Source organism: Streptomyces sp. NPDC051310 (assembly GCF_044455245.1).
Classification (GTDB): domain Bacteria; phylum Actinomycetota; class Actinomycetes; order Streptomycetales; family Streptomycetaceae; genus Streptomyces.
This window is the reverse complement of sequence record NZ_JBITEO010000003.1, coordinates 87,826-100,403: the sequence shown is the minus strand read 5'-3', so window position 1 is coordinate 100,403 and position 12,578 is coordinate 87,826. Positions and strand designations below refer to the sequence as shown.

The 12,578-nt window shown below is 72.0% G+C and carries 10 protein-coding genes and 1 tRNA gene; 8 read left to right on the top strand and 3 right to left on the bottom strand.

Annotation, left to right across the window (positions count from 1 at the left end):
• Positions 1–91: 91 nt before the first annotated feature.
• Positions 92–1,549: a potassium/proton antiporter gene (locus ACIA79_RS05405; protein ID WP_399426824.1), complete on the bottom strand. Its 1,458-nt coding sequence runs from the start codon at positions 1,547–1,549 to the stop codon at positions 92–94.
• A 278-nt stretch (positions 1,550–1,827) separates the two neighbouring features.
• Between ACIA79_RS05405 and ACIA79_RS05400 the strand changes: the two genes are divergently transcribed.
• On the top strand, positions 1,828–4,605 hold the full coding sequence (locus ACIA79_RS05400; RefSeq protein ID WP_399426823.1) for a penicillin acylase family protein: 2,778 nt from the start codon (positions 1,828–1,830) through the stop codon (positions 4,603–4,605).
• A 39-nt stretch (positions 4,606–4,644) separates the two neighbouring features.
• Here ACIA79_RS05400 and ACIA79_RS05395 read toward each other — a convergent pair whose 3' ends face one another.
• The gene (locus ACIA79_RS05395) at positions 4,645–5,256 is read right to left on the bottom strand and encodes a 5-formyltetrahydrofolate cyclo-ligase (protein ID WP_399426822.1); all 612 of its coding nucleotides are present in this window, start codon (positions 5,254–5,256) and stop codon (positions 4,645–4,647) included.
• Between the two features lie 93 nt (positions 5,257–5,349).
• Here ACIA79_RS05395 and galU point away from each other — a divergent pair, with 93 nt between their 5' ends.
• The 7 genes from galU (at position 5,350) to ACIA79_RS05360 (ending at position 10,754) form a co-directional block, all read left to right on the top strand.
• The gene (gene galU / locus ACIA79_RS05390) at positions 5,350–6,252 is read left to right on the top strand and encodes a UTP--glucose-1-phosphate uridylyltransferase GalU (protein ID WP_399426821.1); all 903 of its coding nucleotides are present in this window, start codon (positions 5,350–5,352) and stop codon (positions 6,250–6,252) included.
• 4 nt (positions 6,253–6,256) lie between these two features.
• Complete coding sequence (gene glp / locus ACIA79_RS05385; protein ID WP_399426820.1) at positions 6,257–7,564, top strand: gephyrin-like molybdotransferase Glp; 1,308 nt, start codon at positions 6,257–6,259, stop codon at positions 7,562–7,564.
• Between the two features lie 121 nt (positions 7,565–7,685).
• Complete coding sequence (moaC, locus tag ACIA79_RS05380) at positions 7,686–8,186, top strand: cyclic pyranopterin monophosphate synthase MoaC (protein ID WP_399426819.1); 501 nt, start codon at positions 7,686–7,688, stop codon at positions 8,184–8,186.
• Positions 8,183–8,776, top strand: a complete 594-nt coding sequence (locus ACIA79_RS05375) for a molybdenum cofactor biosynthesis protein B (RefSeq protein ID WP_399426818.1) — start codon at positions 8,183–8,185, stop codon at positions 8,774–8,776. The genes moaC and ACIA79_RS05375 overlap by 4 nt, the downstream gene beginning before the upstream one ends.
• Positions 8,773–9,393 (top strand): GNAT family N-acetyltransferase, encoded by a 621-nt coding sequence (locus ACIA79_RS05370; RefSeq protein WP_399426817.1) that lies wholly within the window; start codon positions 8,773–8,775, stop codon positions 9,391–9,393. The genes ACIA79_RS05375 and ACIA79_RS05370 overlap by 4 nt, the downstream gene beginning before the upstream one ends.
• 145 nt (positions 9,394–9,538) lie before the next feature.
• Complete coding sequence (gene glpR / locus ACIA79_RS05365) at positions 9,539–10,585, top strand: gephyrin-like molybdotransferase receptor GlpR (RefSeq protein WP_399426816.1); 1,047 nt, start codon at positions 9,539–9,541, stop codon at positions 10,583–10,585.
• Positions 10,586–10,680: 95 nt separating this feature from the next.
• A tRNA-Ala gene (locus ACIA79_RS05360) sits at positions 10,681–10,754 on the top strand.
• A gap of 79 nt (positions 10,755–10,833) precedes the next feature.
• Here ACIA79_RS05360 and ACIA79_RS05355 read toward each other — a convergent pair.
• On the bottom strand, positions 10,834–12,090 hold the full coding sequence (locus ACIA79_RS05355) for a vanadium-dependent haloperoxidase (RefSeq protein WP_399426815.1): 1,257 nt from the start codon (positions 12,088–12,090) through the stop codon (positions 10,834–10,836).
• Positions 12,091–12,578: the final 488 nt, after the last annotated feature.

Genomic DNA, 12,578 nt, shown 5'->3' with positions numbered 1-12,578 from the left:
ATGTTCGGTCGATCAGTGTGCCTTCATGATACAGGGGGGAGGCAATGTGGCACCTGTGAAATCGCCTACCCCGTCCCGCGTCCACCTGTGATCAACCGGGCCTCTGCCCGCCCGTTCCCAGCCAGTCGGCCAGCTTGCCGCCCTGCCCGACCGCCCGCAGCCGTCGCTCCGCCGCGTCGCGTACCGGATCCGTGGCCACGACCAGCAGCTCGTCGCCGCGGCGCAGCGCGGTCGTCGGCGAGGGGACGAAGCTCTTGTCCTCCCGCACGACGAGGGTGACGGCCGCGCCGGGCGGCAGGCGCAGCTCCGCGACCTCCACGCCGTGCATCTTCGACTCCTCGGGGATGGCCACCGACAGCAGGTGTCCGCGCAGCCGCTCCAGGGGGGCCGATTCGATGCCGAGGTCGGCCGCCTCGCCCGCGTCGCGCAGCCGCAGGGCCTTCGCCAGCCAGGGCAGGGTGGGGCCCTGGACCAGGGTGTAGACGACGACCAGCACGAAGACGATGTTGAAGACCTTCTCGCTGCCCTCGATCCCGGTCACCATGGGGATGGTCGCCAGGATGACGGGCACGGCGCCGCGCAGGCCCGCCCAGGACAGCAGGGCCCGCTCCTGCCAGGGCAGGCGGAACGGCAGCAGGCTGATCACGACCGAGAGCGGCCTCGCGACCACCGTCAGCACCAGCCCGACCATCACGGCCGGCCAGAAGTCGTCGAGCAGCTCGTGCGGGGTCACCAGCAGCCCGAGCAGCACGAACATGCCGATCTGGGCGATCCAGCCCAGGCCCTCGGCGAAACCGCGGTTCGCCGGCGCGTGCGGCAGCTTGGCGTTGCCCAGCACCACCGAGGCCAGGTACACGGCCAGGAAGCCGCTGCCGTGCGCCATGGCGCCGGCCGCGTATGCCGCGACCGCGATGGCCATCACCGCGATCGGGTACAGGCCGGAGGCGGGCAGTGCCACGTGCCGCAGGGCGAACGAGCCGAGGAACCCCACCAGGAGGCCGACCGCCGCACCGATGGCGAGCTCCATGACGATCTTGCCGACCAGCACGTACCAGCTGTCCACCGGCCCGGTCGTGGAAAAGGCCACCACCAGGATCACGACGGGGGCGTCGTTGAACCCCGACTCGGCCTCCAGGACACCGGTCATGCGCGACGGGAGGGGGACCTTGCGCAGCACGGAGAAGACCGCGGCGGCGTCCGTCGAGGAGACGACCGCGCCGATGATCAGGGCCTGGCGCCAGTCGAGGCCGACCAGGTAGTGCGCGGCCATGGCCGTGACACCCACGCTCACCGCGACGCCGACGGTCGACAGCAGGGCCGCCGCGGGCAACGCGGGCCTGATCTCCTTCCACTTGGTGCCCAGACCGCCCTCGGCCAGGATCACCACAAGTGCGGCATAGCCGATCACCTGGGTCAGTTCGGCGTTGTCGAAGGCGACGTGGCCGATGCCGTCCTGCCCGATGGCGATCCCGATCCCGAGGTACAGCAGCAGGCTGGGAAGCCCGCTGCGGGACGAGATGCGCACCGCCGCGACGGCGACGAGCAGCACGAGCGCGCTGATGAGCAGGAGTTCGTTGAGCTGGTGGACAGTCAGTGGCCGATCCTTCCCCTCACGTGCATGCCGGATCGCTGCCGGCCGCCGTTACTTCGTTACCTTACCTAATCTTTAACGTTTTCTTGATGTCACTTTCGCACCAGGTGCCCCCATGGCAGGGCACCCCGGAGGGGTCCCGTACGGACACCGCGTCCTGGCCGGGTGAGTGCTGCGCCTATGGTTGCTCCCAGCACTCAGCACTCCCGGACCAGCCTGCGCCTCGAAGGACAGCGATGCCCGCCAACACCACCGCCGCTTCCACCAAGAAGAAGGGGCGACGCGCCCGCCTGCTCGTGTTCGTTCTGGTGCTGGCGCTGGTCGCGGGCGTCGGATACGGCGCCTACTGGACCGTCAGCACGGTGCGCGCCTCCTTCCCCCAGACCACCGGCACCCTCGACGTCGAGGGGCTGAGCGCCCCGGTCGACGTCAAACGGGACCAGTACGGCATCCCGCAGATCTACGCCTCCACCGACGAGGACCTGTTCCGCGCGCAGGGCTACGTCCACGCGCAGGACCGCTTCTGGGAGATGGACGTGCGCCGCCACATGACGGCGGGACGGCTCTCCGAGATGTTCGGCAAGAGTCAGGTCGACGCGGACGCCTTCCTGCGCACGCTCGGCTGGCACCGGGTGGCGCAGGAGGAGTACGACAAGAAGCTCTCGCCCGACACCAAGAAGTACCTCCAGGCGTACGCGGACGGCGTCAACGCCTACCTGAAGGGCAAGGAGGGCCGGGACGTCTCCCTGGAGTACGCCGCCCTCGCCTTCAGCAACGACTACACGATCGAGCCCTGGACGCCGGTCGACTCGGTGGCCTGGCTCAAGGCCATGGCCTGGGACCTGCGCGGCAACATGCAGGAGGAGATCGACCGCTCGCTGATGCACACCCGGCTCAGCGAGAAGCAGATCAAGGACCTGTACCCGGCCTACCCGTACGACCTGCACCAGCCGATCGTCGGCAAGGGGGCGGTGGACGAGGCGACGGGCAAGTTCGACCCGTCCGCCAAGGCGTCCGGCTCCTCCGCGGACTCGGCGGGCTCCGGGGACGCCTCCGGCTCCTCCGGGGCGGCCGGCACCCCGCAGGGGGCCGCCCAGGGCTTCCAGACCCAGCTGTCCGCGCTGTCCGACAGCCTGGAGCGGATCCCGGCACTCCTCGGCCCGAACGGCAACGGCATCGGATCCAACTCCTGGGTCGTCTCCGGCAAGTACACGACCACCGGCAAGCCGCTCCTGGCGAACGACCCGCACCTGGCGCCGCAGCTGCCGTCCCTCTGGTACCAGATGGGCCTGCACTGCCGCGCCGTGTCCGACAAGTGCCGTTACGACGTCGCCGGGTACACCTTCTCCGGAATGCCCGGTGTGATAATCGGTCACAATCAGGACATCGCCTGGGGCTTCACCAACCTGGGCGCCGACGTCAGCGACCTGTACCTGCAGAAGGTCTCCGACCAGGGCTACCAGTACGACGGCAAGGAAGTGCCCTTCACCACCCGCACGGAGACCATCAAGGTCGCGGGCGGCGGCAGCCGGACCATCACGGTCCGCACCACCAACAACGGCCCCCTGGTGTCCGACCGCAGCAACGAGCTGGAGAGGGTCGGCGAGGAGGCCCCCGTCACCGCCTCGGCCCCCGACCGCGGCGACGGCTACGCGGTCTCCCTGCGGTGGACCGCGCTGGACCCGGGCAAGTCCATGGACGCCGTGTTCAAGCTGAACCGCGCCAAGGACTTCGACGGGTTCCGCGAGGCCGCCCGCGACTTCGAGGTCCCCGCGCAGAACCTCGTCTACGCCGACGCCAAGGGCGCCGAGGGCCACATCGGCTACCAGGCGCCCGGACGGATCCCCGTCCGCGCGAAGGGTCACGACGGCACCATGCCGGCGCCCGGCTGGGACCCGAAGTACCGCTGGGAGAAGGACCCCGTCCCCTTCGACGAGCTGCCGTACGAGCACGACCCGCAGCGCGGCTACATCGTGACCGCCAACCAGGCCGTGATCGACGCGGAGAAGTACCCGCACGCGCTCACGCGGGACTGGGGCTACGGTTCGCGCAGCCAGCGGATCAACGACCTCATCGAGTTGAAGATCAAGGACGGCGGCAAGATCTCGACCGACGACATGCGCACCATGCAGATGGACAACAGCAGCGAGATCGCCAAGATGCTGACCCCGTTCCTGCTGAAGATCGACGTCTCGGACGACGCCTACGTCCGGGAGGCCCAGAAGCTGCTGGAGGGCTGGGACTACACCCAGGAGGCGGACTCGGGTGCCGCCGCGTACTTCAACGCGGTCTGGCGCAACGTCCTCAAGCTCGCCTTCGGCGACAAGCTGCCCAAGGAGCTGCGGGTCAAGGGCGAGTGCATCAACGTCCGCCCGGCCGACTCCACCGGCCCGGTCGACGAGCAGAACCGGCTCGTGCGGGAGTGCGGCCAGCGTGACGCCGAGTCGGCCCAGCCGGACGGCGGCGACCGCTGGTACGAGGTGGTCCGCCCGCTCCTGAAGAACGAGAAGAGCGAGTGGTGGCAGTCCCCGGCCAGCCGGATCGACGAGGGCACCACGACCCGCGACCAGCTCCTGCGGCGCGCCATGATCGACGCCCGCTGGGAGCTGACCTCGAAGCTCGGCAAGGACGTCAACAGCTGGAGCTGGGGCCGGCTGCACCAGCTGACCCTGAAGAACCAGACCCTCGGCACCGAGGGGCCGGGCTTCCTGCAGGCCATGCTCAACCGGGGCCCGTGGAACCTGGCCGGCGGCGAGGCGGCGGTCAACGCCACCGGCTGGAACGCGGCGGGCGGCTACGGGGTCGTCTGGGTGCCGTCCATGCGGATGGTGGTGAACGTCGGCGACTGGGACAAGTCCCGCTGGATCAACCTGACCGGCGCCTCCGGCCACGCCTACAGCGCCCACTACACCGACCAGACCGACAAGTGGGCCAGGGGCGAGCTGCTCGACTGGGCCTACGGCGAGAAGGCGGTGGACGCGACGACCGCGGACACGCTGGTCCTCAAACCGTGACTCAGCCCGGCCGTGAGCCGGCCCGGGCCGTGACTCCGCTCAGGCCATCAGGCCGTGGAAGGGCCTGAACCGGAGCGTGACGTCCGGGGTCACCACCGCGTGCACGGGGTGGTCGTGCGGTTCCTCCGGGACCCGCTCGACCACCTCGTTCGCGTAGAGCAGCACCACCAGGTGCGGGTCCGCCCCGGCCCGTACGAACCGGGCGAGCACCCGGTCGTACGAACCGCCGCCCCGCCCCAGGCGCATACCGCGCGCGTCGACGGCGAGTCCGGGCAGCAGGACGGTGTCGGCCTCCAGGACGGCGTCCACGCCCAGGTGGGGCCCGGACGGCTCCAGGAGCCCGCGCCGGGCCCGTACGAGCCGCTCGGCGCCCTCGTACGCCGCCCAGTCCAGGTCGTTGTCGGGCAGGAGGACCGGCAGCAGGACGCGCACGCCCCGGGCGCGCAGCGCGTCGAGGAGCGCGCGGGTGCCCGGTTCGGTGCCCACCGACACATATGCGGCGACCGTCCGGGCCCGTCGCAGCTCGGGCAGTTTCAGGGCGATGTCGGCGAGAACCGCAGCTGCCTTCTCGACGTCCTCACTGGTCAGAAGGGTCCGCGCGGCGAGCAGGTGGCGTCGCAGAGCGGTCTTTTCAGACATGTCGCCGGCCATAGTGATCTCACGAACCCCTCATATATGCCTTTATGTGACGGAAGTTAACCGGAGACAATCTTCCGCCCATACCAACCCGATAGGGTGCACCGCATGACTCAGTCGCACACCAGGATCAGCAAGGCTGTCATCCCCGCCGCAGGCCTCGGCACCCGGTTCCTGCCGGCCACGAAAGCCACTCCCAAAGAGATGCTGCCTGTCGTCGACAAGCCCGCCATCCAGTACGTCGTCGAGGAGGCCGTGACCGCCGGCCTCTCCGACGTGCTGATGATCACCGGCCGTAACAAGCGTCCGCTCGAAGACCACTTCGACCGCAACTACGAGCTGGAGGAAGCCCTCGTCAAGAAGGGCGACCAGGAGCGACTGGGCAAGGTGCAGGAGTCCAACGACCTGGCCACCATGCACTACGTGCGCCAGGGCGACCCCCGGGGCCTCGGCCACGCCGTCCTGTGCGCCGCGCCGCACGTGGGCGACCAGCCCTTCGCCGTACTGCTCGGCGACGACCTGATCGACCCGCGCGACCCGCTGCTGCAGCGCATGATCGACGTCCAGGAGCGCGAGGGCGGCAGCGTCGTCGCCCTCATGGAGGTCGAGCCCTCCCAGATCCACCTCTACGGCTGCGCCGCCGTCGAGCCCACGGGCGACTCCGACGTCGTGCGGGTGACCGGGCTCGTCGAGAAGCCGGACCCCTCGGAGGCGCCCAGCAGTTACGCCATCATCGGCCGCTACGTCCTCGACCCCGCCGTGTTCGAGATACTGCGCAAGACCGAACCGGGCCGCGGCGGGGAGATCCAGCTCACCGACGCCCTGCAGAAGCTGGCCGCCGACGAGAAGGCCGGCGGCCCCGTCCACGGCGTGGTCTTCAAGGGCCGCCGCTATGACACCGGCGACCGGGGCGACTATCTGCGGGCGATTGTCAGACTCGCGTGCGAACGTGAAGATCTGGGACCGGAGTTCCGTTCCTGGCTCCGCCGTTACGTCACCGAGGAGATGTAGGGACTTGAGTACGACCTGGTCGGTGGACGAGCACCTGGAGGACATCCTCGGCGCCATCCGCCCGCTCGAACCCATCGAGCTCACCCTGCCCGACGCCCAGGGCTGTGTCCTGGTCGAGGACGTCATGGTGCCCGCCGCCCTGCCGCCCTTCGACAACAGCTCCATGGACGGCTACGCGGTACGGGTTGCGGACGTCACCGGCGCCACCGAGGAGTTCCCGGCCGTGCTCACCGTCATCGGTGACGTCGCGGCGGGCAGCGGCGGACTGCCCACCGTCGGCCCCGGCCAGGCCGCACGCATCATGACCGGCGCGCCGCTGCCGCCCGGCGCCGAGGCGGTCGTCCCGGTCGAGTGGACCGACGGCGGCACGGGCGGCGCGCCCGCCACCGGGATGCGGGCCGCCAGCGCCGCCCCCGAGGGCGCGAGCGGCGAGGTCCGCGTCCACCGCCCGGTCGAGGCCCGCGCGCATGTGCGCGCGCGAGGCAGCGACGTCCAGGCCGGCGACCTGGCCCTCGCGGCGGGCACGGTCCTCGGCCCGCCGCAGCTGGGGCTGCTCGCCGCCATCGGGCGCGGCGCCGTGCGGGTGCGTCCCCGCCCGCGCGTGGTCGTGCTCTCCACCGGCAGCGAGCTGGTCCAGCCGGGCGAGGAGCTCGGCCCCGGCCGGATCTACGACTCCAACAGCTTCACCCTGGCCGCGGCCGCGCGGGACGCCGGCGCCATCGCGTACCGGGTCGGCGCCGTCACCGACGACGCCGACACGCTGCGGGCCACCATCGAGGACCAGCTGATCCGGGCCGACCTGCTGGTCACCACCGGAGGGGTCAGCGTCGGCGCGTACGACGTCGTCAAGGAGGCCCTGTCCTCCGTCGGCGACCAGGACGAGCCGGGCAGCGGCATCGACTTCCGCACGCTCGCCATGCAGCCCGGCAAGCCCCAGGGGTTCGGCTCGATCGGCCCCGAGCACACCCCGCTGCTCGCCCTGCCGGGCAACCCGGTCTCCTCGTACGTCTCCTTCGAGCTCTTCGTGCGGCCCGCCATCCGCGCGCTGAGGGGGCTCCAGGACGTGCCGGACACCCGGCGCCCCCGCGTGCGGGCGGCGCTCGCCGCCGACGAGCCGCTGTCCTCGCCGCCCGGCAAGCGCCAGTTCCTGCGCGGCACGTACGACGCCGAGGCGGGCACGGTCACGCCGGTGGGGGGCGCCGGTTCGCACCTGATCGCCGCCCTCGCGCAGGCGGACGCCCTGCTCGTCGTCCCGGAGGGGACCACCGCGGTCGAACCGGGTGCCGCGCTCGATGTGATCCTCATCGGCTGAGTCCCCCGGTGTGGCGGTACGGTGTCTGCCGCTGTGCCTTCCGGGGGACGTCCCCCGGACCCCCGGCGGACAATGGGCCGTACGGGGACACCGGCGCCGGAACCCGAGGCGGAGTTCAGCAGTGAGTACGCAAGGCAGCCTGACGCACATCGACGAGGCGGGGGCGGCCCGCATGGTCGACGTCTCCGGCAAGGACGTCACCGCCCGCACCGCCCGCGCCACCGGCCGGGTCCTGGTCTCCCCGCGCGTGGTGGAGCTGCTGCGCGGCGAGGGCGTCCCCAAGGGCGACGCGCTGGCCACCGCGCGGATCGCGGGCATCATGGGGGCCAAGCGCACCCCGGACCTGATCCCGCTGTGCCATCCGCTGGCCGTTTCCGGGGTCAAGCTGGACCTGACCGTCGCGGACGACGCGGTCGAGATCGCCGCCACCGTGAAGACCACCGACCGCACGGGCGTCGAGATGGAGGCCCTGACCGCGGTCTCCGTGGCCGCGCTCACCGTCGTGGACATGATCAAGGCCGTGGACAAGGCGGCGGTCATCACCGACGTACGCGTCGAGGAGAAGACGGGCGGCAAGTCCGGCGACTACCGGCGGGCCGAGGCGGCAGGAGCGGGTCAGTGACCCCGCGGGGCGGCCACGTCGGCGGCGCCCACGCCCACGAACCCGACCACCCGCACGCCCACGAGCCGGGCCACCCGTCCGCCCCTGCCGCCCCGACCGCCGGGGCGCCCTACCGCGCGCTGGTGGTGACCGCCTCCAACCGGGCCTCCGCCGGCGTGTACGAGGACAAGGGCGGCCCGGTCCTCGCCGAGGGGCTCGCCGCCCTGGGCTTCACCGTCGACGGCCCGCAGGTCGTCCCCGACGGGGACCCGGTCGGAGCGGCCCTGCGCGCCGGGGTGGCCGAGGGGTACGACGTCATCCTCACCACCGGCGGCACCGGCATCTCGCCCACCGACCGCACCCCCGACGTCACCCGGCGGCTGCTCGACCACGAGATCCCCGGCATCCCGGAGGCCATCCGGGCGTACGGCCGCGACAAGGTGCCGACGGCCGCGCTCTCCCGGGGCGTCGCCGGGGTCGCCGGGCGCACCCTGATCGTCAACCTGCCCGGCTCGGCCGGCGGTGTGCGCGACGGCATGGCCGTCCTCGGCCGGATCCTGGTCCACGCGGTCGACCAACTGCGTGGCGGCGACCACCCCAGACCGTCATGAACATCGCCTGGCCCGTCATCCTGGTGGACGGCGACATCGTCCTGCGCCCGATAAAGCTGCGCGACCAGCGGGCCTGGCGCGAGGTCAACCGGCGCAACCGCGAATGGCTGCGCCCGTGGGAGGCCACCATCCCGCCACCGGCCCCCGGTGCGCCCTTCGTGCAGCGGCCCACGTACCGGCAGATGGTCCGCCATCTGCGCGCGGAGGCGAACGCCGGGCGGATGCTGCCGTTCGTGATCGAGTACCAGGGGCGGCTGGTGGGCCAGCTGACCGTCGCGGGCATCACCTGGGGCTCGATGTGCGCGGGCCACGTCGGCTACTGGGTGGACCGGGAGGTCGCCGGGCGGGGCGTCATGCCGACGGCGGTGGCGCTCGCCGTGGACCACTGCTTCCGTACGGTCGGGCTGCACCGGATCGAGGTGTGCATTCGCCCGGAGAACACGCCGAGCCGGCGGGTCGTCGAGAAACTGGGATTCCGCGAGGAGGGACTGCGCCCCCGCTACCTCCACATCGACGGCGCCTGGCGCGACCACCTGGTGTTCGCCCTCACGGTCGAGGAGGTCCCGGACGGCCTGCTGCGCCGCTGGCACCGCGCCCGACCGGGTACACCTCGATAAATAAAATAAATGTTCGAATTCGATCCCGGATCGACCACAATCGGTCTGACGAATCACAAAAAAATTCAGTGATATCAGCCAGATCGTGCGACACACCGGCCCAATTGGCCGATGGCCTGCTGCGAACCCCTCTACGGTGTGGGATGTGAGCAGCAGCGGCCTCATCTACGCAGTCATCGTCGGGGCCTGGGCCGCCTACTTGGTGCCGATGTGGCTCCGACGGCAGGACGAGCTGAACGAGGCCCGTCCGACGGAACGCTTCAGCACCGCCATCCGGCTCCTGTCCGGACGGGCGGGGATGGAGCGCCGGTACGCCAAGGAGCTGGACCGGCGCACCGCCGGACAGGTGGAGCCCGAGGTCGACCCGGACGCCGAGACGGAGCATCTGAGCTCCGTCGACGTCCGGGCCTTCGCCGCGCCTCCGGCGCTGACGGAGGCACGCCTGGAGGTGCCCGACGCCCCGCCCGCCCGGCCTCGTCCGCCCCGCCCGGCCGCCGCGGCCGCGGCCGCCGAACGGGCGCGCCGTTCCCGGGTGCTGGCCCGGCGCCGGCGGACCACGGTGATCCTCTTCCTGGCGTTCACGCTCGGTGCGATCGTCGCGGCCGTCGGCGGACTCGCCTTCCTGTGGGCCCCGGGCATCCCCGCGGTCCTGCTCAGCGCGTACATCGTGCACCTGCGGGCGCAGGAGCGCCGCCGCTTCGTGTACGTCATGGACCGCAGGCGCGCCGAGGCCGCCGCGCAGCGGCTGCGCGAGAGCCGCCCGCGGACCCGGCCCGTCCCGGAGCAGGCCACCGAACCGGCGCCGAGCCCTCAGCCCGAGCCGGAGCCCACGGTCTCCCCGCAGGAGGCCGGGCGCCGCGCGCTCGTCGAGCAGACCGACCACGCGGAGTGGGTGGACCAGCAGCGCGACCGCGGTCCGGCCCGCGGCGACAGCTGGGACCCGGTCCCGGTCCCCCTGCCGACGTACGTCACGGCGCCGGTCGCGCCGCGCGCCACCGGCGGTGTGGACGTCACGGACCCGGAGACCTGGAGCGCGGCCCGCTCCTCCGCGGCCGAGCCCACCCCGCCGCCGCCCACGCGGCAGAACCCCAACCCGAGCCCCACCCCGCCGCGCCGCACCCGCGACCACGGCCGCACCCCGCTGTTCGACCAGTACGCGGACGAGGACCGGCCGCGCGCGGCCAACGAGTGACACGGCGCGTGTGAGGCGGGTCTCGTCCTCCGCGGCCCGCGGGGAACGGATTTCCAAGCAGCCCGATCGGGATGCTAATGTTTCACACGTCGCAAGGGCCTGTGGCGCAGACTGGTAGCGCACCTCGTTCGCATCGAGGGGGTCAGGGGTTCAAATCCCCTCAGGTCCACGCACACGAGATCCCGTCCGATCGAAAGATCGGGCGGGATTTCGCTTTTCCGTGGTGCCCTCGCCTTCCGCGGCGCCGGTCAGCCGGGGAGCAGGCGGTGTGCGGTGCGCAGGGTGTGGGCGGCGACCTGCCTGCCGAGGGCCAGACCCGCCTCGTCGGCCGAGCGGGTGTGGATGCCGGAGAACACCCGGGCGTCCGCGTTCTCTTCGGCCAGCCGGCTCCAGGAGGTGTAGGTGCGGGTCACTCCGGGGGCCGTGGGACTCGTGAGCTCGAAGGGGGCCGTCCGGGGGCCGGTCAGGGCCGTGAGGATGGTCTCCGCCGCGCCCGCGTAGGTCGTGTGGCCGCTCGGGTGGTCCGGATGGGGCGGGGTGGCGTGCAGGGGCGTCCAGGCCGGGTCGGGGTCGATCGAGCCGGTGCGGATGGCCGTGACCGGGCGCCAGCGCAGATGGGCGTACTTGCTGTCGGACGTGGCGATCTGGGTGTCCACCAGGGCGGTGTGGAACAGCGCCACCAGCCGGGTCCGCGCCGCGACGGACTCCGGTGAGCGGGACACCGCCACCCGCAGCGGCTCGGTGAACAGGGTGAGGGAGGAGCCGAGCCAGAACGTGGCCGTCTCCGTCTGGTGGGGCGTGCGGGCGGCGCCGGTGGCGGCGCCGTAGGCGCGTACCTCCGCCAGATCGGCGCGGTAGCGCGCGGAGTCCAGCGCGGGAGGCGCGGGCACCCGGTACCGGTCGGGGCGGTCCAGCAGGAAGGGCCGGGCGAGCCGGCTGCCGTACTGGATTGCGGGGGCGTGGGCCGGCGGCGTCGGCTGCCACACCCCCGGCGCGGCCGGCGGCACCGGGAAGGGCGCGTTCACCGAGGCCGGGTCCAGACCGTCGCCCTCCCGGGAGGCGAGCAGCAGCCGTGCGTGGCGGACACCGGCGCTCGCGCCGCTCGCCTCGGCCTTCCCGTCCGGGACGCGGTCCAGCGTCGCGCGCAAGGCGGTGTCCAGCTCGCGGGCGCGGGACGGCACCAGTGTCATGAGCGCGTGGTGCACGGCGGAGGCGAGCGCCGCGTCCTGGAAGGCGCGCCGGCCCGCGCCCCGCGGCGCCTCGGCCACGGCGCGGGCGGCGGCGAGCCAGCTGATGGCCCAGGTGCGGCTGTTGGTGATCTGGGCGGGCGCCCCGGCCGCCGCGACGGTCGCCGCCGTGGTGTCGTACCAGTCGAGCACCACGGACGGGCGCGTGCGGTGGTCCCGGGCCGTGGCGGGGGAGGTGGCGGTGAGGGATCCGGCCAGGAGGGCGGCGGAGCCGAGAGCCGCCAGGGCGCGGCGGCGGCTGCATACGGAGATCGACATGGCGGCGAAGCTAGCCCCATCCCGCGACGCCGGTCAACGCACAGTGACCGGTTGAAAGCGGAAGGCAACGGACATGCAGTGCTGCCGTCACGTGCCCGTCATGCCGGCCCGCCCCGCGTGGCCGCCGTGCGACCGCCGTGCGGCCCCTCGCCGGTCCCGGCGGGCGGTTCCCCGAATGGGTCCGGGAGGTCGCCGCCATGTGGCTTCGATGAACTCTTGTTGCAGCAGCGGGAGTTGTGTCATGGTGAGCCTTCTCACGGCCCAACATGCCGATTGTGCTCAACAGTTCGAATTCCTTTCGGTGGCGCCTCCGTAAAACGAAGGGCACGCAAAGGTACGCACCAATCCGGCACACTCCCCACCGCAATTGGCCTGGATGGAAATACGTGATGCACAACCCCCCTCCCTTCCCGTCGCCCCCTCGCCCCCCCCTACGGGCCCACCTCCGGCGGCTCCGACGCGTTCCTGGCCGCTGAGCTGCGGACCGG

Coding starts and splice junctions, on each gene's coding strand:
- ACIA79_RS05355 (WP_399426815.1), bottom strand. CDS start 12,090: ATGTCGATCTCCGTATGCAGCCGCCGCCGCGCCCTGGCGGCTCTCGGC.
- ACIA79_RS05400 (WP_399426823.1), top strand. CDS start 1,828: ATGCCCGCCAACACCACCGCCGCTTCCACCAAGAAGAAGGGGCGACGC.
- ACIA79_RS05370 (WP_399426817.1), top strand. CDS start 8,773: ATGAACATCGCCTGGCCCGTCATCCTGGTGGACGGCGACATCGTCCTG.
- ACIA79_RS05395 (WP_399426822.1), bottom strand. CDS start 5,256: ATGGCCGGCGACATGTCTGAAAAGACCGCTCTGCGACGCCACCTGCTC.
- galU (WP_399426821.1), top strand. CDS start 5,350: ATGACTCAGTCGCACACCAGGATCAGCAAGGCTGTCATCCCCGCCGCA.